Below are 24,579 nucleotides of genomic sequence, written 5' to 3'. Positions count from 1 at the left end.
ACTACAAATACAGTAACACAAAAAAAAATTTCCTATAATTATATAAAGACTTAGACCTAACAGGTTTTAAAAACCTGTTAGGTCTAAAATAAATATATGGTTATTCCCAACTGAGATTAAAGGCAGACAAACAAAGAAGAATGTGTTTACATAGCACATTTATAAAGCTAGAAATAAAACTGCTCTTGAAAATTGAAGAGAGAATCGCTTAAAAATCGACCATAACTTAGTATTTAATAAAAAGTTCAAAAAGTTTTAAAAAAATATCATACTATTGTAGTAAAAATCAACAGTGTATATTTTATGAAAACAAAATTACTTTTGATGTTTCTGTTTTTGACAATTACCTTACAAGCCCAAACTAATTTGGTGCCCAATGGAAACTTTGAAAACTGGACATCCTCCTCACAACCAAATAATTGGTTTAGATTCTTTAACGGATTAGTATTCCAAAGTACTTTGGCTCAAAATGGAAGTTCGAGTACTAAAATGCAAATTACAAGTGGTACTTTTAATTACATCAACAGTGAGTTTTTTCCAGTTGTAGCTGGTAAAACGTATCGCATTACGATGTATCACAAACTCGTTACGGGAACTTTCTCGGCCATTGACTTAAGATTGTATCACCAACCAGGTACTTTTAAAACAGAAATTACCAAAAAAACCGATGCCGTTACTTCCAGCACCGAATGGAGAAAAATAGAATTTGACTACACCCCAGCCGTTAGCGAATCTATTGAAGTAGATATCTGGACAACCGGTACGCTGAACTCAGAAATTTTAGTAGACAATGTTTCTGTGGTTGATGTGGCTACTCTAGGACCACAATATACGTTAATACCAGACCTTAATTTTGAGAAATTTATAATTTCACTCGGGTATGATTCAGGTACTCCTGATGGTAAAGTGTTAACTTCAAATATAGCCTCAGTCACATCATTAAACGTCAATGTTCAAAATATTGCTGATTTGACAGGAATCCAAGATTTTATTTCTTTAAAATCATTGACATGCGCTGGCAATAGTTGGAATGTCGATGGCGGAAATGGATTGTTAACAAAACTAGATGTCACAAAAAATGTGGCATTAACTAGTCTAATATGTTATGCAAATAAAATAACTAATATTGATCTCTCTCAAAACGTACTTCTAACAAGTTTACAAATCCAAGGCAATGGTCTGAGTACATTGGATATTTCTAAAAACATCGCATTAACTAATTTAAATTGTTCAAGTAACAAATTAACAGCTCTGGATGTATCTAAAAATTTAGCTTTATCTACACTAGATTGTAGAACTAACCAGCTAAACATTGTTGATATTTCTAAAAATTTAGCTTTAACAAATTTAAGTTGTAGTTATAATAAATTAACAACAGTTGATGTTTCTAAAAATATAGCTTTAACTTCTTTATTTTGTTTCAACAACCAATTAAATGCATTAGATCTGTCTACAAACGTAGCCTTAACAAATTTAAGTTGTAATGATAATAAATTAACAACACTTGATGTTTCTAAAAATGTGGCTTTAACTTCATTATTTTGTTACAACAACCAGTTAAATGCATTAGATTTAACTCCCAATGTAGCTTTAACAATTTTAAGTTGTTATAACAATCAAATAAACACATTGGATATTTCTAAAAATGTGGCTTTATCTAGACTAGATTGTAAAAATAACCTGTTAACGATTTTGAATCTTAAAAATGGTAAAAATACTTTACTAACTAATTCAAATATATCGCTTTCATCAAATCCGAATCTAAGCTGTATTGTTGTAGATGATGTTGCCTATGCAAACACCAATTGGGCTACCAAAAAAGATTCATGGGCAATTTTTTCACCTTATGATTGCGCAACAGTTACACAAATACATGATACTAAATTTGAAGACAAACTAATTGCATTGGGCATTGATACTGATGGAAAAAATGGTGTAGTATTAAATTCAAGTATTTCGGCAATAACATCATTAGACGTTTCTAATAGCACTATTGCGGATATGAGAGGAATTGAAGGTTTTACAGCATTGACTACTTTAAACTGTTCTGGAAATCAATTGAAAAAGTTAGATCTTTCTAAAAACGCTTCCTTTACAACGCTCAATTGCTCTAATAATCCAACATTGGTTTGTATACAAGTTGCAAATCTTGCTACAGCTGCAAGTTGGACCACTACAAAAGATGCCATAGCTAATTTTAGTCTAGATTGTACCGTTTATACGTTAATTCCTGACTCGAAGTTTGAAGATAAATTAATTGCTCTTGGTATTGATCGGGACGGTAAAAACGGTAAAGTAGCTACCGAAAGTATATCTACTGTAACCTCTCTTGATGTCAATACTAGTGGGATTACCAACTTATCAGGAATACAAGATTTCGTTGCTTTAACTTCATTAAATTGTAGCAGGAACCAACTAACCACTTTAGATGTTTCTAAAAATTTAGCGTTGAGTGATTTAAATTCCTATCAAAACCGCTTAACCACTTTAGATGTGTCTAAAAATATAGCTTTGAATTATTTATTTTGCTCGGAAAACCAATTAACTACTTTAGATGTTTCACAGAGTATAAATTTAACTGAATTATATTGCCAAAAGAATCTATTAAGTTCTCTTGATGTTTCTAAAAATGTAGCGTTGAAACAATTTTATTGCAGTTCAAATAAATTAACTACACTTGATGTATCTAAAAATATAGCATTAATCAATTTCTATTGTGATAGTAATCAATTGACTACATTAGATGTTTCTAAAAATATAGCTTTGGTTCAATTCAATTGTTCTTCTAACAATCTAACCAGTTTAAATCTAAAAAACGGAAAAAACACCTTACTAATCAGCTCAATTATCTCTTTAGTATCTAATCGTGATCTACGTTGTATAGTTGTAGATAACATAGCCTATGCAAACACCAATTGGGCAACTAAAAAAGATGCTACAGCACTATTTTCTTCTTTTGACTGCTCAAGCATTACAATCATTCCTGACACTAAATTTGAAGATAAATTAATTGCATTAGGCATTGATACTGATGGAAAAAATGGTTTAGTATTAAATTCCAGTATAGCAGCTATTACAACATTAGACGTTTCTAATAGCGCTATTGCCGATTTGAAAGGAATTGAAGGTTTTACATCATTAACAACTTTAAACTGTTCTGGAAATCAATTGAAAAAATTAGATCTTTCTAAAAACACAACAATTACCACTTTAAACTGCTCAAATAATCCAACATTGGTTTGTATACAAGTTGCAAATCTTACTACAGCTGCTAGTTGGACGACTACCAAAGATGCAATAGCTAGTTTTAGTTTAGATTGTACCATTTATACGTTAATTCCTGACGCAAAATTCGAAGAAAAATTAATTGCTCTTGGTATTGATAGAGACGGTAAAAACGGAAAAGTAGCTACCGAAAGTATATCTCCTGTAACCTCACTTAGTCTTTCTTTTAGTTCAATTACAAACTTAAAAGGCATACAAGATTTTATCTCTTTAGTTTCTTTGGAATGTTTTGGAAACAATATAACGTCTTTAGATGTTTCTAAAAATATTGCGTTGAAGTATTTAGGATGTACGTCTACTAAATTAATAACATTAGATCTTTCTAAAAATGTTGCTTTAACAACTTTTTATTGCAGCAGCAACCAATTAACGAGTTTGAATATCAAAAATGGAAAAAATACTCTAATAACAACGAATTCTATTAATCTTGTAGGCAACCCTAATCTAAAGTGTATTTTGGTGGATGATGAGACCTATGCTAATGCTAATTGGTCTACCAAAAAAGATGCTACCGCTTCTTTTAATTCAACTGATTGTACCCCTTATACCTTAATTCCAGACGGACGTTTTGAAGATCGATTAATCTTACTAGGCATCGATACTGATGGTAAAAACGGAAAAGTAAAAACAGCAAGTATAGAATTGCTAACTGATCTTAGTATAATAAATGCTGGGATTAAAGACTTAACAGGAATTCAAGATTTTAAAGCACTAAAAACTCTGATTTGTAACGCTAATGAACTTACCACTATTGATCTTAGTAAAAACATCGCTTTAACAGAGCTTTATTGCAACAATAATCTAATAACTACGCTTGACGTTTCCAAAAACATAAACCTTTCTTATTTGGCTTGTTTTGACAATCAGATAGCCGTTTTGGATGTCAGCAAGAACGTACTGCTTAAAACATTAAGCGCTAGAAATAATAAAATTGCTAGTTTAGACCTTTCTAAGAATGTACTTTTAGAAACACTTATTTGCAAAGACAATGTGTTGACTACCTTAAACTTAAAAAATGGTAAAAATACATTATTGTCTGTGCTAGATACTAGAAACAATAGTGCTCTTTCTTGTATTTTAGTAGATAATGTAGAATATGCTGTAGCCAATTTTAGACAGAAAGATGTCACATCTGACTATTCATTAAACTGTACTGCTACTGTAGTTTACACCACGATCCCTGATGTTAAATTTGAAGAAAAATTAATTGCTCTAGGAATTGATAATGACGGGAAAAACGGAAAAGTAAAAACAACAAGTATCGAATACTTAAAATCAATTAATTTACAATTTTCGGAAATTAAAGATTTAACAGGAATAGAAGATTTTAAAAATTTAGAAGTACTTGACTGTGCAATTAATAGTTTGACACAATTGAATGTGACTAAAAATTTAAAACTTACTGAACTTTATTGTCATTTTAATACGATAACATCATTAGACGTTAGTAAAAATGTACTACTAACAATTATTCAGGCTAATAAAAATAGTTTACAAAAATTTGATGTGTCTACCAATAAAGTATTGAAAGAGTTAAATTTAAGAGATAATCAATTAACTACCCTTAATTTAAAAAATGGATACAATGCAAATGCTTCGTATTACATATCTAGAGGAAATCCTAATTTAACTTGTATTCAAGTAGATAGTAAAACGTATGCTGATGCCAACTGGTCATCGAGTAAGGACACAGCTGCATCGTATTCTGAATCATGTACCAATTTATCTACGGGAGATATCGCATTTGAAAAATTAAGTATGTATCCTAACCCTACAAGTGGTGCATTATTCTTTGATAATGTTGCAATTGATAAAATAAGGGTTTATGATGCCTTAGGAAAACTGATGAATGTGCCATTTATAAGTACGGGCAATAGTTCTACAGCAAATTTAGAACAGTTACCTGCTGGTATTTATTATATTTACCTTACTAGTAATGATGCTACAACCGTAAAAAAAGTAATGGTTAAATAATATATTTACTATTTTACACTCGTTTTTACAAAAACGCTATTTCTTAACTGAAATGGCGTTTTTGTTTTTTAAAACCCATGTTCAATTACAACTCAGACCTAACAGGTTTTTTAAAACCTGTTAGGTCTAAACAAACCGTAAAGTTTGCAACATGGCTCATTCAAACAGAAGTATTACAATACGATGGCCCTATTTTTTTTGTGCTGAAAACAAAAAGTTCTCCCCTAGCCCCGATGGAAGTGGAAATCCTTTATTTAGAGCCGGTTTTTTAACCGGATCTTAATAAAGATTGTAACGTACAGCGGGACAACTCGTGTGCTGGCCAAAAATATGCTGCTCCTAGAAAAACACACATACTTGTGATGGACTGGCATCGGGAATGAACTTTAAACCATCTGCCGTCTTTTTTAAGGCGCTCTTTGAATAAAAAACACTCGATTGGCAGGATTTATATTGCTTCGAATAATTTGCCGGGTAATGGCCTTATAACGCCTTTTAACTCCATATTTAAGAGCATTCCTGATATTTTGTAAATAGGGAAATCACAGTGTAATGCAATAATGTCCATCAATTCTTTTCCTGTTTTTAGGAGGTAATCGTATACTTTTTGTTCGTCATCATCAAGCGTTACAAACAATTGCTTTTGTACGGGTTTAGAATCCTGCTGAATATCCCAATTTAAGATATACACCAAATCAGCAGCGCTAGTGAGCACATTTGCTTTTTGGGTTTTAATGAGGTTGTTGCAACCTTGACTGTATTTATCGGTAACACGGCCGGGAACTGCAAATACGTCTCGGTTATAATCATTGGCCATATTTGCTGTGATTAAGGAGCCACCTCTATCTGCTGATTCAATAACAATAGTTGCCTCAGACATGCCTGCAACAATGCGGTTTCTGCGCACAAAGTTTTCTTTGTCTGGGTTGGTAGTGCTCCAAAATTCGGTCATAAAACCTCCGTTTTGTTCAACTGCAGCTACGTATTTTTTATGAGTTTTGGGATAAATTTGGTTCAATCCATGAGCTACAACGCCTATGGTTTGCAACTGAAATTCTATGGCAAGTTGATGGGCCACGATATCAACTCCATAGGCAAAACCACTCACGATTATTGGATTAAGAGGAGCCAAATCTGAGATAAATTTTCTGCAAAATTCAATACCATATGCTGTAATTTGGCGAGTACCTACTATGCTTATGATTTTTTTATTTTTTAAGTCTATATTTCCAGATTGAAACAATAATAAGGGTCCGTCAAAGCAATGTTTGAGTCTTTCTGGATAATCTTGATCTAAAAAACTGGTTGTTTTAATGGCATTGGCTTTTAGGAATGCTAATTCTTGATTTGCCTTTTCAAATACTGATTTGTCTTTAAGGTTTTTTAATAGCGTAGCTCCAACACCATCAATGGCAGCGAGTTGGGTAGTTTTTGTTTTAAATACTTCTTCGGCAGAACCACAATGTGATAGTAATTTCTTGGCCATAATGTCCCCTACTCCCTCTACACGTTGCAAAGCTAAAATATAAAATAAATCCTGTTCGTTCATGCTAAATATTTGAAAGTGAAAAGTATAAATTTTTGGGGGAATTGTTAATAAAAATTGTGAATAAAATTTTGATAACTATTTTCATTGTATAACTTTGCTACTATGAAAATCGAAATTTACATCGCTCAGCTTTTATACCGTTATCAATGTGTAACTGTTCCTGGTTTAGGGGCATTTTTGACTGAAATCCAATCTGCGAAACTTGAGCAAGGTTCTCATTCTTTTTCTCCGCCTACCAAAAAAATAGCATTTAATGCAAATTTAAAAAATAATGATGGCTTACTAGCCAATCATATTGCGCTAGCTGAGAAAAAATCTTATGATTATGCCGTGGGCGCTATACAATATGAAGTATTCAAATGGAAAAAATCATTAGAAGAAAATAAATATTTGACTCTTAAAAACATAGGTGACTTACGTTTGAATGCAGAAAACAATATAGTGTTTACCCCATTTGACCAAACAAATTACTTGACTAGTTCTTTTGGTCTAGCTGCATTTGTTTCTCCCGAAGTAAAAAGACTAGTTGAAGAAGAAGTGTTCAGTTCTGAAGATACTACTCAAACGGTTACCTTTATCCCAACAGAACCTAGAACTATTTCTCCATACTTAAAATATGCAGCTGTATTTGTATTAGGTCTAGGACTTGTAGGCAGTGTGGGTTACCCTATGTATGAAAACCAAGTAGCATCACAAACCTTATTGGTTAAAACTGCGGTACAAAAACAAGTTCAAAATAAGATTCAAGAAGCTACTTTTATTATTGAAAACCCTATACCTGCAGTAACTTTGACTGTAAAATCTTCAGAAAAAGCTACCCTTCCTTACCACATTATGGCTGGAGTGTATAGAGATCAACATAATGCTGATGCAAGTTTAAAAAATCTTAAAAAGTTAGGGTTTCCTGCTAGACGTATTGCTCCCAATAAAAATGGATATTACCCTGTTTTATACGGAAGTTATGCCACATTTGCAGAAGCTGAAAAAGCTAAAAAAGAAATCAACAATACGCACAATCCTGATGCTTGGATTTTGATTGAATCGCTTTAACTTACTCTTTATCAATAATATTAAATCCCCTGAATAGTAAAATATATTTAGGGGATTTTTTTTAAAATTAAATTTACTCTTTGTCCTAAAACTCCTCAAGTCAAGATTAAATTGTTTATTATACCGTTACAAGTTGCTGTACTTTAATTCTAGTTTGAGCAATCAGGATTTTTATCAATTTCAAACGCAAACTAAAGTTCCAGCGGGGCAATTGCGGGTTTTCCATGTGCTCACTAATCATTATAATTGTAACCACAATCATGGCTAAATTATGACCCGTAGGCAAAAGCATAGGAAACAACATTAAGGCCCACCCTGCTCCTACGCACCATAAACCATGGTAAATTCCGTAAACAAATGCATCTCGTTTTGCTGGCCATCCAAAGGCTGAAAGTGTCCAATGTTCGTGACCTCGGTTCAAACATTGCTGTTTTATAGGTGAAAATTGCCAAATTATAGCTACAATCATAAAGCCCAATGCCGGTAAATAAGACATAGGAAGTAACAAGTTTAACATTATGATAATTGCAATCATGAATACACCTGTTACCATCCAAATTAGTACATATCCTAAAACAAATAACAAAGCATTTATGAAACGATTCCGCTTAAGACTTTGCATGTGAATAAGTTGAATGGGCACGATTAATTTAGGTAACATCATAGCCACAACCATTAACCCCCAGCCTAATAGCTGGGAGGAAAATGGATTCATTTCTAATAACATTTTTAAGGATCCAGCGGAAGGACCAGATGCAGAAACATGACAATGTTCCATAGTCATAATACTCCCAGGATTAACTAATAGCAGTACCCAAACAAGTAAACTGATGCTTATAATTATAAAGTTAATGCTTATTTTACTGTATTTTGATAGTTTCATACTGTCCTTTTTTGGTTTATTTGCCAGATCGGTAAATTCCTATCCTGCCTACAGTAATTTCACTATTATTAGGCAAAGGATTTGATGTTTTTATCTCGACATGGAGCGCTTCCAAAGTGAGGTTATTTGCAAGATGCAGATCATCAACAATACTGGTAATATTAAATTTAAAAGTAAGACCAGAACCTCCGTGAGCAGTATTTTTCATGGATGCCATTCGAATACCAAAAAGTGAAACTGTTTTTACTAAGGTTCCGTTTACAAATACGGATAAAAAATTAGCATTATTAGTCCCTGTTACATTCTCTAATAAAAGATAAACTTCATCAGGCATTTCGCTTAAAGATGCTTTAAGTAAGCTCTTAGATACTGATTTCCATGCACTCGCATCAAGTGTCACACTTGCTTGAGTTGTACCACTATTCAATTTAATAGAATTGCTACTTGCACCAACTAGCTCAGCATTACTTTTTGAAGGCATAGGATGATCATTAGGATTTACAGTAACTCCAAGTTTAGATAAACGCAAAACGGATTTTTCAACTGCGGTAGCTGGAGGTACTTTACTGTATGAAGTTAAGGAAAGGTCATCATAAGTATAGGAGTAAAGGGCTTGATTGTAATACTTTAAATCAGTAGTGCTATTAACATCTTCAGGTGTGTAGTACCATGATTTTCCACTTGAGTCCAGTGGCATAGCAAATTGAGAATTCCCCTGCGCTCTAGGTCCATGTAACCAATTTAAGTCCTTAGGGTTTTCATTTTTTCCAGTCTCATTCCAAGCAGCCCACATACGATCAATATTGGCATGATGTAGAAAGAAAATAGGGTCTAAACCTGCTAATCCTGGATCAGCCATTAAGCCTTCATATTCCTCACTTGGAGTGCTAGTAAGACTAATTTTAACAGCACCGGTATTGTCTGTTAAACCAACACCATATGCACCCGTTAAATCGTCATTTATACAAACCTCTAATAAACCACTACTTCCATTTGGTACAATAGCCCCATCTCCTATTAAAAAAGGGGTTCCGCCATTTACTCTCCCAACTAAAGCTCCCATAGGTACATTAACCATTGGATAAAGTGGTTGATTAACTGGAACAACAATATCTGGAGAACCTTTTGCATCATATTGTTTACCGCCATTATCATGTGGATCAGCGGTCCAAGTCCCTTTTAAATAGGATACTGCAACTGTGGAACTTCCTTCAATAATATTTATTCCTGTACATTGCCAAGGTTTCTTGGCATGTACCGTAAACTTAGTACCAGAAAAAGACCAAAATTCTGAATTCAATCCTCCCACCATACCGTGCGCAAAATTATGAGGATTCATTTCTAAATCTCCAAAACCACCATTGCTGTGACTAAAACCTGTTTGTGCACCACCATAATGATCACCAAAAATAGTTATTCCTTTTTGGTCAGGATGCCTTTTCGGATCATTCTGTGGATCGGCACCGCTACTGTATAAAGTATCCCATTGACATTCATCATTAATTGAGCTAGTCAAACCCTTTCCCACTATTAAAAATATACCATTAGTAGGGTTACCCGTAACTCCATATCGTTCTGGCACATACAAAGGATTTGCAGTACCATCTGGCAACTCAGCCTCAGTAAATACTGGAGGAATATAGTTTTCTTCAAAGGTTGAGGATTGATTCAAATAATTCCAATACGGCAAGGCCCAGTCGCTTGGTCCTCCTAACTGAACAATTGTATCTCTAAGAATATTTTCAAGAGCTACTAAATACCCTCTATGCCAAGGAGGAAAAAACCAAGTACCGTGCTGACATTGATTCCAAAACAAACTAATAAACTTTTGATCTGGCAATGTACCAAGTTTTGCTGATTCTGGTATTGAATTGATTTTAGTCCAATTAGGATAACCAGATGGTGCTTTATCTGTACCAAAATCACTCGTTAGATATTCTCCATGAATAGCGGCGTAGAACCACCAACTTGTAGGATTACTAATTGGTTTCAATTTCATTGCCCCTACTGCTCTTGCATACCACAAAAGATCTAAATTCTCAAAGGTACCTCCCTTGTTCCATGCATTCGCTCTTGTAAATGTTGTCATAGTTATTTTTAGTTTGATTGATAGTTTTTATTAAGGTATTTAACCCAAACTGGCGAATGGGTTAGCAAATCATAATGCCTTCTGTTGACTGCTAGATGGCCACTTTTTACTGAATATTTCCTAATTTCAGTGTAATGTAGGAACCTCATTCGCCTAATTTAAGAACACACCCAAAATTTAATTTGGTTTATGAGTAATCAAAACTAAAACAATTATCACAACGACAACCAAGTATTTTTACGTGTTTTATGAAACTTTATCTGGTTTGATTATTTCATAAATAAAGAATTTTCTTAGGTAATATACACTTATGAGAAAGTGCATTCTCAAGTACTGAATTCTATTCCTGGGGATTTTTTTGGGAGCAATTCCAGCTATCCGCTACAATCTTATACGCCGAAACCCGGCGCATAAGGATTTACACTTCTATCTGGGCTATGTTATGGTTACCAAAAGGCGTATTACTTGCTTTAGGCTCCTTATAGACGTTCTTTTTAAAGATATTAATTCAGAATCAAAAGAATTTAAAGTTATTCGCGTTAAATCAAAAAACCTTAATTCAAACTCGCTTTAAACATGCGCGCTTCTTCCCATGAAAATTTTTGGCCATTTTCTTCCATTAAAGCATTCAAAGATTCCTCTTTGTATCCCGCAAAAGCTTGCTCAAGATCTTGAAGTGTTTGCTCTGGTAAAACCTCTTTAATAGAAACCGCCTTGGTTTGAATCAACTTAACAAAATGTGAATAGATAGTATTTACTGTAAGTACTCGCAATGCTGCAATTTCTGGTATGGTTTTCTTTTCTACCCACAGCTCGTACGTTTCTTGATAGGTCGATTTCTTTACAACAGCTGTTTTACTTTTCTTTTTGGTATAACGCTGTACATCTTGTTCATCTTCAATTAAGGTAACATTCAATTCTTTGAACTGTTTTTGAATGGCCTCCGTTTTTCTGGTAATGTATTTTTGGATTTCGTCTGAGGTTAATTTTTCTTTAGAAATGGTTTCGCCTGCAACCACTGTTTCAATTAAAAGTTGGGCTTTCATTAAACGAAGTACAGCTTTTGTTTGAAATTCCTCTAGCAAAACCAACTCTTCATAATAGGCTTTTACTTTCTTGATTCGCTTTATCTCTTCTATTTTCCAAAGGATTTCAAATACCAAGTCGTCCATTGGCTTAAAAAAATAAGAAAATGCTGCTTGCACTCGAGTTGCTACATGGTTTAGATCTACCGTTTCTGGAGCAAAAAGTTTATTTAATTGATTTATGAATTTGGCAGAAGGTTCAAGTAATTGCTCAACAATTTCCATTTGTTTTTTGGCCCAAAGCGCGTGTTTTGATTTGCCAGTACTTTCTGAGTTTTCAGTATAGCTAAACTTGTGGTTGCGCCATTGTTGCGCTAAATCATTCCAATTAAAACTGTTAACTAAGTATTGATGAATGAAATTCTTAGTTTCAAAGTGCAAGGCGTTTTCTAAAACAGTATCCGAAGCTTTGTTCAAAGAATAGTCCATTACATCTTGATCGTTTGAAATACCATTCATACGCAGTGGAGAAAGCAAAATAAGCCCGTTTAAGGAACGTAAACGTGATAAAGCTACATAAGCCTGCCCAGGTAGAAAAACTTGCGATACATCAAGCGCTGCTTTCTCAAAAGTAAGTCCTTGACTTTTATGAACAGTTATCGCCCACGCTAATTTAATGGGGTAATGCACAAAAGTGCCTAAAACCTCTTCTTCTATTTCCTTTGTTGTGGCATTAACGGTGTACCGTATGTTTTGCCATTCGTATTTTTCAACCTCGATGGTTTTGTTTTCTTCCGGAAATAAAATTACAATTTCTCTGGGCGCGAGAGATTGTACCACACCCATCTTCCCGTTGAAATAATGTTTATCAAATGACAAATCATTTTTGACAAACATAATTTGCGAACCCACTTTTAATTTCAAATCATGTTCCACGGGGAAAATTTTATCTGGAAAATCACCCGTGATTTCCGGTTGAAATACCTGTAATTTCCCTTCAAGATCCTCAAGCGCTTGTGCGTTGATGGTATCGGCTTTGTGATTGTGCGTAGTTAAAGTGATGTAACCCTTGTTAGTTTTTAAATCAAAATTAGGTTGTACATATTGATTTAAGGTTTGAATGTCAAGAGGAGTAATTTGATTGTTTCTCAAATTGTTCAATACTGAAATAAAAGTATCATCTGTCTGACGGAAAATTTTTGATAGTTCAATATACAATGGTGGAAACTGCTGAATAACATGGGAATGAAAGAAAAATTTCCCTTTGTAATAATTCCTTAAAGTGCTCCATTCCTCATCCCGAATAACAGGTGGCAATTGCAACAAATCCCCAATGTACAAAACTTGAACTCCTCCAAAAGGGCTATTTTTAGAACGCACTGTTTGCATCATAAAATCTATAGCATCCAGTAAATCAGCACGTAACATACTTACTTCATCAATAATTAAAAGCTCCATATTACGAATGACCGATTTTTTTAAACCGCTCATTTTAAAATGCCTACGCAAAGTAGCCTTCGTTTCAAACTTGGTACTATCAGAGAATTGTGGTGCTGAATTATCTGGAATAAAACCTCCAAAAGGCAATTGAAACATGGAGTGAATGGTAACCCCTCCAGCATTTAAGGCAGCAATGCCTGTAGGTGCAACGACTACTGTATTTTTATGTGTAGTAGCAATGATTTCTTTAAGTAAAGTGGTTTTTCCCGTACCAGCTTTTCCTGTTAGAAAAATAGAACGTTGCGTTTGATTGATAAACCGAAGGGTGTAAGCTGCTGCTTCAGAGATAGTTTGCATTAGGCGTGTATATAAAAAGCAAATATAGTAAACGAAAATTCAATTAAAAATAAGCTGAGTAATCTAAATTCGTATTTGAAACAAATTTTTTAAATTTAATCAATCTATTAGTAAACAGATAAATAGCATAGTTACATAAGCCAGATTAATCACAAGGTATTAAGCTTTGATTTACTAAAAATGAATTCTTTAGCGATATAAAAAAGAAAGATAGCTTTAAAATAAGAAGCAAAAAAAAGCCTTCAATCTAATTAAAGATGAAGGCGATTTTTTGAATCTCGATGGTAATTATTTTTTAGCTTCTGCTTTTTCTTCCGTTTTTGCAGGAGCTTTGTACTTGTCGTTCAATGCTTTAATGATATCTTTTGTTATATCAAATTTATCTTCGGCATATAGAATAGTAGCAGCATCGCCAGTTCCATAAATATATGCGTACCCTTTTTCTTTACCGTAAGCTTTAATAAATTTCTTTACACCGCTTACTAGTGAATCCATTTCTTTACCACTTTCAGCTTGTAATTCTTGTGATAAAGCTTGTTGCGCATAACCTAGTTGTTGTTCTCTTTTTTGCAATTCAGCCCCTTTTTTCTGAGCCCATTCTTGACCGTTAGCTTGAGCTTGTGATTGAAAGTTTGCTGCTTCTTGCTTAAATCTATTAATTTCAGCTTCTAATTGTCTTCCCTTCTCCTCTGCTTTAGATTTGAATTTGGCTTCAAGATCTTTAGCCTCGGTATATTGTTTCATTAATTCAGATGTATCAACATAAGCCGTTTTTACTTCCTTAGTTGCTTCTGCTGGTTTGTTACAAGATACAAGTGCAATTGTTAAAGCAACAAGTACTAACGCTTTTTTATTCATAGTAATTTTATTTATTATTTGAGATTGGTAATTATTAAATTTTGTTGTGATTGAAAATCAATTTTTAGTAACTGTGACAAAAATATAAAAAAATAGACAGCATTGACAAAAACTTAAAAAATTAGTCATTTTAATCGCTATAGTATTTACTTATGCACCTCATTAAAAAAATAATTTTAGCCTATTAAAAACAAAGCTCACAATTGATTTTAAATTAAAAATTAAAAAAAAGCGATATTCTAGAGTATTTAAACTCAAAATAGCGCCTTAAAAGCGCTTAAATTGATTTTTGGTCGTTTTTAAGCACATAAATGTGCGATGAGTACTCTAAATTTTTCTTTCCGTACCAATTTGATTTGAGTCCTGTATAAATTGCCGAAAAATAATTCATTTTCCCAGTTTTGTATTTTTCAGATAGCAAGCTCACATAAAACGCATCAAATTTCATTGGAAGTACTTTTACTAATTTCATGGTTTCCTTTTCGAAAAGCATTTTTATAGCTGTTTTCGAAAAATGCCAAAAATGAATAGGCACATCATAAGCTGCCCAAAAAGTTCCGTACTGTTTTGCATCGAAAGATTTAAAATTAGGAACGGCTACAATTAAAGTTCCATTTGGCTTAAGCAATCGTTTCAGTTCTAAAATTTGCTCCTCTAAATTAGGAACATGTTCTAGCACATGCCACATGGTAATTACATCAAAAGAATGATTTTCTAATGCTACTGTTTTTTCAACAAAAGAAACACCTTTATTTTTTGCAATAGCTTTAGCTTTTTCACTAGGCTCTACTCCTATTGTTTGCCAACCATTTTGTTTTGCAACAGATAAAAAATCTCCTGTTCCTGCTCCAATATCCAAAATCCTTCCTTTATTTGGTTGAAAGGAATTAATCAAATATAACTTATTTTTTAATGCAATGTTTTTTACGAAGTGATATGCTTTTTCAAATAACGAACGCTTACTGTCAGTATGTGAAATATAATCTACGCTTTCGTAGTACTTTCCTAAATTTTCCAAACTAGGTTGTGGAGACGTAATCAACATATCCAAATCTTCGTCATGATACAACTCAAAAGTTTCTTTTGAAACGGAATAATCTTTAACGGTTAAAAAATGCTTTTTGTTTGAAATATCCATTAATTAAATCTTCTTTATGTTTTGTTTTTATACTAAACCCTGAAAACATTTATAAAAGCTTTCAGGGTTGGAATTATATTACTCTAAATTATCAATAACAGCACCACTTCACGCCGTAGTTTCACGTGGAACATTTTTTAGTATTAAGTATTCAAAAGCAATATAAATAAAAGATCAAAGATCAAACTGAAAACTACTTAGTGAATACTGAACACTTACTTAACGCCCCATATAAATTAACAATACAGAAATATCACTTGGAGATACACCACTAATTCTTGACGCTTGTGAAATAGTAACCGGTCTGATTTTGGATAATTTCTGTTTAGCTTCAATAGACATAGACTTTATTTTTTCATAATCAAAATTCTCAGGAATCTTAACATCTTCGAGTCGCAACAACTTATCCGCATTATTTCGTTCCTTTTCAATATAACCAGAATACTTTACTTGAATTTCTGCTTGTTCTAGAATTTCTTGATCTAAATCGTGCTCATCAATATAAGCAGTAACTTTTTCGAATTTTAAGATATCTTCTAAATCAATTTGTGGTCTAGAGAAAACTTTAAACATTTTGTCCCCTTGCGTAATCAATGCAGTATTTTTAGATTCTAAAATAGGATTGGCTTCAGAAACAGAAATACTAGTCTCTTTAAAAAAAGCAACCATCTTTTCTGACTCTTTTAATTTATGTTCCATTCTCCGCAAACGAGCTTCAGAGGCAAGACCAATTTCATACGACATTGGAGTTAATCTAAAATCCGCGTTGTCCTGACGCAATAGAGTTCTGTACTCTGCACGCGAGGTAAACATTCTATATGGCTCCTCCGTTCCTTTAGTAATTAAGTCATCTATTAAAACACCAATATAAGCTTCGTCTCTTTTTAAAATCAAAGGCGCTTTGTCGTTGATCTTTAAATGCGCATTTATTCCAGCCATCAATCCTTGAGCTGCTGCTTCTTCATATCCTGTAGTTCCGTTAATTTGCCCAGCAAAAAATAAACCTGAAACCAATTTCGTTTCAAGAGTATGCTTCAATTGTGTTGGTGGAAAATAATCATACTCTATAGCATAACCAGGTCTAAAAAACTTTACGTTTTCAAAACCTAAAACAGAACGCAACGCTTTAAATTGAATATCCTCGGGTAATGAAGTAGAGAAACCATTCACATACACCTCACAGGTATTCCAACCTTCAGGCTCCACAAATAGCTGGTGTCTTTCTTTATCAGCAAAACGATTAATTTTATCTTCAATAGACGGGCAATACCTCGGGCCTAAACTCTTTATACGACCGTTAAACATTGGTGAACGATCGAAACCTTCTCTAAGGATATCATGAACATCCAAAGAAGTATAAGTCATGTGACATGATTTTTGGAAAGCCAAAGGTTTAGTCAAATTCGAATAAGAAAACTTATCTGGCTTTGCATCACCTTTCTCTTCATTCATTTTCGAATAATCAAGTGAGCGTCCATCTACACGAGGTGGTGTTCCTGTTTTCATTCGGCCAGATTCAAAACCAACCGAAACGAGATCTTCAGTGATTCCATAGGAAGCACTCTCCCCTGCACGACCTCCACCAAATTGCTTGTCACCAATATGAATCAATCCATTCAAAAAAGTACCATTTGTAAGAACCACAGATTTTGAACGAATCTCCAAGCCTAATGAAGTTTTGATTCCTTTTACAACTCCGTTCTCAATAATCAAACCACTAACCATTTCTTGATAAAAATCAAGATTTGGAGTTCCTTCAAGCATCAACCTCCATTCCTCAGCAAAACGCATTCGATCACTTTGAACTCTTGGAGACCACATAGCAGGTCCTTTTGATTTGTTGAGCATCTTGAACTGAATTGCAGTCTTGTCTGAAACAATTCCAGAATAACCTCCAAGAGCATCAATCTCTCGAACAATTTGTCCTTTTGCTATACCTCCCATTGCAGGATTACACGACATTTGCGCAATGTTTTGCAAACTCATGGTAACCAATAGCGTCTTCGATCCCAAATTAGCAGCGGCAGCAGCAGCTTCAGAACCAGCATGACCAGCCCCAACTACAATAACATCATATTCTTGATAAAACATTTTTATAAAAGTTTAATCCTTACGGATTGAATTTAAAAATTCAGTGTGTGTTCCACGTGGAACTAAATGAGCCCTTCGTTAAATTTGCGTTCCACGTGGAACTAATTTAAAACTTTAATTTTTTCGGTTCAACAAAAAACCAAAAAAAAAGTTATGTTCCACGTGGAACGATATGGTATTAATAAAAGATTAGTGTTCCACGTGAAACATAACAATCTTTTCGTCTTCTTTCTTTCTCATTAATAAAGATTCAGAATCACTCTTATCTTTATAACCACAATAATGAAGTATACCATGAGCTAAGACTCTTTTTAATTCTTGATCAAAAGTTACCTCAAAATCGTTAGCATTGTCTTGTACACGTTCAATGGAAATAAAAATATCTCCATTTAATTCATTGCCTACAGAGTAATCAAAACTAATAATATCGGTAAGTGTATCGTGATTAAGATACTCTAAATTGATTTTATGAAGGTATTCATCATCACAAAAAATATAATTTATTTCTCCTTCTTTTTTATTTTCAGAAACTATCACAGCAGAAAGCCATGCAGCATAACTATCTTCGTTGTCTAGTGTGAAAGTGGATTCGTAATTAAAATTGATCATTTGTTATTAAAATAAACTTGAACTTTAGTGTTAAAATTTGAGCGCAAAGGTAAGGATTGTCTATTTAAAATCTCTTTACTATTTAAATAATCTAGTAACGCAGCTGGAATCCTATTTGAACTACCGTTAAACTCTTTTTGATTGGTCTCTGATTGTCTTTTAGTATCTTCTCCTTGCTCTTGAATAGCTGACTTTAATTTAAGTAGTTCTTGTTTAATATTCAGAATACGTTGCATGTTTTCATTATTGAAACCCTTATTGAGTAACTGCTTTTCTAAAGCTTTCATTTGTTCTAAGGCATTCTGACCCTTAGCTCCAAAGCCTTTATTGTTAAGTTCATTTTGAAGAGACTCTCTCAACTGCCGTTGTTCTTTATAAATATCCATAATATCTTGAGCTTCTCCCTCACCCGATTCACCTTTTGATCCGGATTGAGATGGTTTTCCACTACTACCCGGTTTAGGGGTATTACCACTCTTTTGACCGTCTTTCATTTTATCTGCTAAACCATCCATCTTTTTAATAATATCCGGTAGTTGCATTCCATCATTGCTTCCGGGTTTAGGCTTACCTTGACCCATACCCGACATCTGAGATTGCATACCACTTAAAATAGAACTTAAAAAATCAGCTAATTTATTAGCGCTCGACACTGTGTATTGTTGATGAGATAAACCTTTTGAAATTTGAGCATCAGTAAAAGTACTAAGTGACTTATCTAAATTATAAGAAACGTTTCCTATTTCCTTAGTAATGTCATCAGTGAATTTTGGGTTTCTAAGTGACATAGCAAACAAACTATCATCAGCATGTTTAAACTGTTGTTTTAAATCTTGTTGGATTTTAATGTTTTTATTAAACGCAGGAGAACCAGGTTTGAACTTTTTAAACTGATACATTAGGTCTTCTTGAGTCAAAGAAAAGGACAGTAAATTATCTAAAATTTGTCTCAACATAGCAACATCCTCCTCCATTTGTTCTTGTTCTCCAGACTCCATTTCTTGCGCCATTTCTTGAGCCATTTGTTTCATCTTTTTAGATGCGTTCTTTTGGTTGGATTTAGCTTTTTCTTTATTATTTTTTGATAATTCAGAAATAGCTTTATTCAATTCCTCATCAACATCTTTCTTTTTAGAATCTGAATTTGGTAAAGATAAAGGTGTTTTTAATTCTTTATTCTCTTTAGACAATGCATCCAGTTCTTTCTTTAAAGAATTAAATTCTTCATTAATCTCCTTTTGATTATCCGTTTTATTGAGTTTATCATCATTAGATAAATTCTCTTGCTTGTTAGCTAGTTTTGAAAGTTGTTCTTGTAATTGATCTGCTTTCTTTTCTACATAATATTTTTTAGTAAGCTCAACTAATTGTTCCAAACTCTTAACTTGATTCTTACTGTTTTGTTTGAATTTTTCCAATTTAGAAAACAATTGATCGTTCTGAATTTTTTCAGTTAAGGATTTTAATTCGTCTAATAACTTATCATTTTTATCTAAATCTTTCTCCGCTTTCTCTAAACGTTTTTGAAGTTCTTCTTTAAAAGCATCTTTCTTTTCCGTTTTAAATTGAGAAAGGTTTTCATTCATTTTCCTTGTGAAATCTTTCATGACAGCATCTTGCTTCATTTGACGTTGCATAAAATCATCTAATTTTTGTTGGTCTTTAAAATCAAGAATGTCCTTTTCTTTGCCTAGTTGCTGTAATTTATCTAAAGACGAAAATTGCTTGTCTTGTTGCTTTAAAGATTTAGAAAGTCCAGAAACATTACGGGACTGGGACTCTAAAACTTCAGCTACTTTTTCCTCTTCAGTTACTACCCTATTTGAGAAAATAGAAGACTTTGAACTTTTGAAATTATGCAAAGCATCCGTATCAAATACTTCAAAATAATACTCATAATCTACCCCTTCACTAACAGGTAGATTGCTTGGAAAGGCAAAAACAAACTGATCAAAAGAAGCTTTTTTAATAGCAATAGTTCCACGTTTAATCTGAGATGGATTCTTTCGATCATAGTAAACAATTTGTAGTTTCGAAAGTCCGTAATCATCAGATACTTGACCAATAACAAAATTCTTACTAACATTGAGACTATCTGGAGCTTTTGAAACCATAATAGAAGGAAACTGATCTGCTATTGTATTAATTTCATAATTAAGCTTCTCAAAGTTAGTAACAGCAGTATTAGAAGTAGTAATTTGATAATCCAGATTTCTAGAAATTCGCTTTGACAATTGGAAAGTATTATTCGATTTAACGAAAAAAGATTTTTGATTATCTTCAAAAAACGATACAGATTGTGTTTTAGAAGTGTTCAACTTCCATGTAACCACTGTGCCTTCTGGAACCATAGCATTACCAGTTCCTTTAATAATTTCAGACTTTTTATTTAGGTAACTCGGAAATTGTAAATACATTTCAAAGTCGGCAATAGAGGGAACTTCAATTACATTCAATTCATAATCTGGGGATAAAACTCCATTTGCCTCCACGTGAAACAATAAGGACTGAATAGGTTTAGTAATTTTAAATGAAAACTCTCCTTGGGCATCCTGTTCCATAAAATAAGTTTCATCATTTAAGAAAACGACTATGTTTTCGGGCACTACTTTACCAACTGTTTTCATGCGTAAAGTAAAATCAGAACCTTGCTCTACTTGTAAATTCTTATTAAGAATAATAAATTTAAATGGCGCTGGTGGCTGAAAAGGGGAACTAAAATTAACAACACGATTTAAACTTTGAGAAATTACAGCACTGTTTCCCGTGAAATAAATAAGAAAGACCAAAATTATGGGTGCTAAAGCTAAAGGATAATACTTAGAATTTGCTTTAAAATTAATAGCATTCCCAAAAGGAATTAGCGACAGTGTATTGGATTTTTGTTCAATAGAAGCTAAAACTAATTCCGAAGATACTGAAGATTGATCTTGAGATAGCTGTAAAAAATTGATCAATTTATCTTGAACTTCAAAAAAATGGGTTCCAATTATAGCTGACGCTGCTTTATAATCTATACCCGACTTTAATTTAAAAAGCTTAAAAATGGGAATCAAAATAAAACGAAAGAACAAAAAAGCTTCTACTATGATAAATAGAACAAATAAAAAAGTTCTATAACTAGGTTTAAGCCATAAAAAATATTCAATAAAAAGGGTTAGTAAAAAATAAATTAAACCTAAACCGATAAAGAAAAGGGATCCTTTAATGAGTTCATTGGTGTAATACTTTTTAATAAAAGCTTCTAGTTTATCGTAAATAACATGCTGACTTTTAAGCATAAAATTGGTATTTATTTAACCTATAAAACTAATAATTTTAATTGATGCAGAATATCAATTTAAGTTAAATAATATACCAAAATTAGAAAAGCATAATAAAAGTATAGAATTGTATCTTTGCAATAAAAAAAATCGATGTCTAAACAAGTTCGTGTGCGTTTTGCACCAAGTCCAACAGGACCTTTACATATAGGCGGAGTTCGTACCGCATTATTCAATTATTTGTTTGCCAAGAAAAACAATGGTGTTTTCTTTTTACGAATTGAAGATACAGACCAAAACCGATTTGTTCCTGGTGCCGAAGAATATATCAAGGAAGCATTAGAATGGTTAGGAATTGCTCCTGATGAAACCATTGGTAAAAACGAAAAATTTGGACCTTACCGTCAAAGCGAAAGAAAAGAAATATACCAAAAATATGCAGCTGATTTGATCAATTCAGGCAATGCGTATTATGCATTTGATACGGCAGATGCTTTAGATGCGGCTAGAAAATTAGAAGAAGAACAAGGAAAAACGTTTATATACAACCATACTAACAGAGAAAAATTAGATACTTCTCTAGTAATTTCTAGTGAAGAAGCTGCAAAAAGAATTGCTGCTGGAGAACATTATGTAATACGTTTTAAAACCCCAGTGAATGAAACTTTGCATTTACATGATATTATTCGTGGTGATGTAAAATTTGAAACGAATCTTTTAGATGATAAAGTATTGTTTAAAAGTGATGGCATGCCAACGTATCATTTGGCTAATATAGTAGATGATCATTTAATGGAAACTTCGCATGTTATACGTGGTGAAGAATGGTTGCCTTCAATGCCTTTACACGTTTTATTGTACAGAGCATTTGGTTGGGAAGCACCACAATTTGCACATTTACCGCTAATCATGAAACCTATTGGTAACGGAAAATTATCAAAACGTGATGGAGATAAAATGGGTTTTCCTGTATTTCCATTAGATTGGAAAACAGAAGAAGGGGTTTCATCAGGTTACAGAGAAAAAGGATTTTTCCCAGAAGCAGTCCTAAACTTTTTAGCATTACTAGGTTGGAACGACGGAACCGATAAAGAATTATTCTCATTAGAGGAACTAGTAACAGCATTTGACTTAAATAGAGTTCATAAATCAGGAGCAAAATTTGATCCTGAAAAAAATAAATGGTTCAATCACCAGTATTTAATTAAACAAGAGGATGCAACTTTAGCAGAAGACTTCTCCCCTATTTTAATTGAAAAAGGTTTTAATGTTGAAGAAACAAAACTTACTAAAATAGTTTCCTTGATTAAAGAACGTGCCCATTTTGTAACAGAATTTTGGGAAATGAGTGATTTCTTTTTTGTAGCTCCAACCAGTTATGATGAAAAAGCAAGCAAAAACTGGAAAGCTGAAACTCCTGCTTTAATGCAAGAATTAATATCTGTAGTGGAGGAAATTACCGATTTCATATCTGCAAATATCGAAACCATAGTAAAAGACTGGATGACGAAAAACGAAATTGGAATGGGAAAAATTATGCAACCCTTTCGTTTGAGTTTAGTGGGTGCTTTAAAAGGTCCTCACCTATTTGATATTGTGGAAGTAATTGGAAAAGAAGAAACTATTTCAAGAATTCAGAAAGCAATAGAAAGTTTGTAAAAGAAATAAAACGCCTTAAAATTTAAGGCGTTTTTTTATGCAAAATAAAGAAAGATAAATACGATAATTTGTAAAGTTTAATTTGTAAATTTATAATTAAACTAAATCAAATTATTATGAACATTGCATTAATTGTAATTTTGGTCTTTGGACTATTCATTTTGTTATCCTCATTTTTTACGGTAAAACAACAAACGGCTGTAGTAATAGAACGCTTTGGAAAATTCTTAAGCATTAGACAGTCTGGATTACAACTCAAAATTCCTATTATAGACAGAATTGCCGGAAGAGTAAATTTAAAAATCCAACAACTAGATGTTATCATTGAAACAAAAACTAAAGATAACGTATTTGTAAAACTAAAAGTTTCAGTACAATTTATGGTTGTAAAGGAAACGGTATATGATGCCTTTTACAAATTAGAATATCCACACGATCAAATTACATCTTATGTATTTGATGTAGTTCGTGCGGAAGTACCAAAATTAAAACTAGATGATGTTTTTGAAAGAAAAGACGATATTGCCATCGCTGTAAAACGTGAACTGAACGAAGCCATGACTACTTATGGTTACACCATCATCAACACTTTAGTCACTGATATTGATCCAGATATACAAGTAAAAAATGCCATGAACCGCATTAATGCAGCTGATAGAGAAAAAACAGTTGCAGAATTTGAAGCGGAAGCATCACGAATTAGAATTGTTGCAAAAGCAGAAGCAGAAGCAGAAAGCAAACGTTTACAAGGACAAGGTATTGCTAACCAACGAAGAGAAATTGCAAAAGGTCTTGTAGAAAGTGTGGATGTATTGAATAGAGTTGGTATCAATTCTCAAGAAGCATCAGCTCTTATTGTAGTAACGCAACATTATGATACATTGCAAGCGATAGGTGCCGATACAAATTCGAATTTGATATTGTTGCCAAATTCACCACAAGCAGGAAGCGATATGTTGAATAATATGATTGCATCATTTTCGGCATCCAACCAAGTTGGTGAACTGATGAAAAAAAGAACTGACAAAGATCACAGATCGAAAGATCATAAAATAGAAAATCACAGTTCAACTGACCATTCCGAAATTCAGGATAAAGAAGAATAAAAAATTAAAGAGGCCAAGTGCCTCTTTTTTTTGTACCATAATATTTTAGGAAACTAAAATAAAAAATGAACTCCTCACCTACTCTTTCATTTTTTTAATAAAATGGTAACCAAAATTTTTTAGCTTTTTAAAAAAATAATTTTCACGTGGAAAAACAGAAAAAAGTGCATTTTCAAAATTTCAACAGTCTATTGGAACAAATA

The 24,579-nt window shown here is 33.0% G+C and carries 13 protein-coding genes; 4 read left to right on the top strand and 9 right to left on the bottom strand.

From position 1 onward, the window contains the following. The first annotated feature begins 303 nt into the window (after window positions 1-303). A complete protein-coding gene (locus FPG59_RS05050) occupies window positions 304-5,259 on the top strand; it encodes a T9SS type A sorting domain-containing protein (protein ID WP_086453534.1) in 4,956 nt (1,651 codons plus the stop codon). A 448-nt stretch (window positions 5,260-5,707) separates the two neighbouring features. Here FPG59_RS05050 and dprA read toward each other — a convergent pair whose 3' ends face one another. Continuing rightward, on the bottom strand, window positions 5,708-6,808 hold the full coding sequence (gene dprA, locus FPG59_RS05040; protein ID WP_086453532.1) for a DNA-processing protein DprA: 1,101 nt from the start codon (window positions 6,806-6,808) through the stop codon (window positions 5,708-5,710). A gap of 102 nt (window positions 6,809-6,910) precedes the next feature. Here dprA and FPG59_RS05035 point away from each other — a divergent pair, with 102 nt between their 5' ends. Then, window positions 6,911-7,858 carry an SPOR domain-containing protein gene (locus FPG59_RS05035; protein WP_086453531.1) on the top strand — a complete coding sequence of 316 codons (948 nt, stop codon included), beginning with the start codon at window positions 6,911-6,913 and terminating at the stop codon, window positions 7,856-7,858. A 118-nt stretch (window positions 7,859-7,976) separates the two neighbouring features. Here FPG59_RS05035 and FPG59_RS05030 read toward each other — a convergent pair whose 3' ends face one another. The 8 genes from FPG59_RS05030 to FPG59_RS04995 all read right to left on the bottom strand — a co-directional run bounded on the left by FPG59_RS05030 (window position 7,977) and on the right by FPG59_RS04995 (window position 21,629). Continuing rightward, window positions 7,977-8,741 carry a DUF2182 domain-containing protein gene (locus FPG59_RS05030; RefSeq protein ID WP_217875833.1) on the bottom strand — a complete coding sequence of 255 codons (765 nt, stop codon included), beginning with the start codon at window positions 8,739-8,741 and terminating at the stop codon, window positions 7,977-7,979. Between the two features lie 16 nt (window positions 8,742-8,757). Further along, window positions 8,758-10,830 (bottom strand): tyrosinase family protein, encoded by a 2,073-nt coding sequence (locus tag FPG59_RS05025; RefSeq protein WP_086453530.1) that lies wholly within the window; start codon window positions 10,828-10,830, stop codon window positions 8,758-8,760. Window positions 10,831-11,384: 554 nt separating this feature from the next. Continuing rightward, window positions 11,385-13,652 (bottom strand): helix-turn-helix domain-containing protein, encoded by a 2,268-nt coding sequence (locus FPG59_RS05020; RefSeq protein ID WP_086453529.1) that lies wholly within the window; start codon window positions 13,650-13,652, stop codon window positions 11,385-11,387. Window positions 13,653-13,940: 288 nt separating this feature from the next. Then, entirely contained in the window at window positions 13,941-14,510 is a 570-nt protein-coding gene (locus FPG59_RS05015; protein WP_086453528.1) for an OmpH family outer membrane protein, read from the bottom strand. Between the two features lie 277 nt (window positions 14,511-14,787). After that, on the bottom strand, window positions 14,788-15,648 hold the full coding sequence (locus tag FPG59_RS05010; RefSeq protein ID WP_086453527.1) for a bifunctional 2-polyprenyl-6-hydroxyphenol methylase/3-demethylubiquinol 3-O-methyltransferase UbiG: 861 nt from the start codon (window positions 15,646-15,648) through the stop codon (window positions 14,788-14,790). A gap of 219 nt (window positions 15,649-15,867) precedes the next feature. Then, complete coding sequence (gene mnmG, locus FPG59_RS05005) at window positions 15,868-17,739, bottom strand: tRNA uridine-5-carboxymethylaminomethyl(34) synthesis enzyme MnmG (RefSeq protein ID WP_086453526.1); 1,872 nt, start codon at window positions 17,737-17,739, stop codon at window positions 15,868-15,870. A 189-nt stretch (window positions 17,740-17,928) separates the two neighbouring features. Then, entirely contained in the window at window positions 17,929-18,348 is a 420-nt protein-coding gene (gene ybeY, locus FPG59_RS05000; protein ID WP_086453525.1) for an rRNA maturation RNase YbeY, read from the bottom strand. Then, a complete protein-coding gene (locus FPG59_RS04995) occupies window positions 18,345-21,629 on the bottom strand; it encodes a DUF4175 family protein (protein ID WP_086453524.1) in 3,285 nt (1,094 codons plus the stop codon). Before FPG59_RS04995 ends, ybeY begins: the two co-directional genes overlap by 4 nt. A 135-nt stretch (window positions 21,630-21,764) precedes the next feature. Between FPG59_RS04995 and gltX the strand changes: the two genes are divergently transcribed. Both gltX and FPG59_RS04985 read left to right on the top strand, forming a co-directional pair. Beyond that, window positions 21,765-23,270: a glutamate--tRNA ligase gene (gltX, locus tag FPG59_RS04990; protein WP_086453523.1), complete on the top strand. Its 1,506-nt coding sequence runs from the start codon at window positions 21,765-21,767 to the stop codon at window positions 23,268-23,270. 116 nt (window positions 23,271-23,386) lie between these two features. Next, window positions 23,387-24,376 carry an SPFH domain-containing protein gene (locus FPG59_RS04985; RefSeq protein ID WP_086453522.1) on the top strand — a complete coding sequence of 330 codons (990 nt, stop codon included), beginning with the start codon at window positions 23,387-23,389 and terminating at the stop codon, window positions 24,374-24,376. Window positions 24,377-24,579 lie beyond the last annotated feature (203 nt).

The organism is Flavobacterium sp. FPG59 (assembly GCF_002150205.1).
GTDB lineage: Bacteria > Bacteroidota > Bacteroidia > Flavobacteriales > Flavobacteriaceae > Flavobacterium.
Note: the sequence above shows the minus strand (reverse complement) of the source record. Positions and strands in the feature narration are given on the sequence as shown.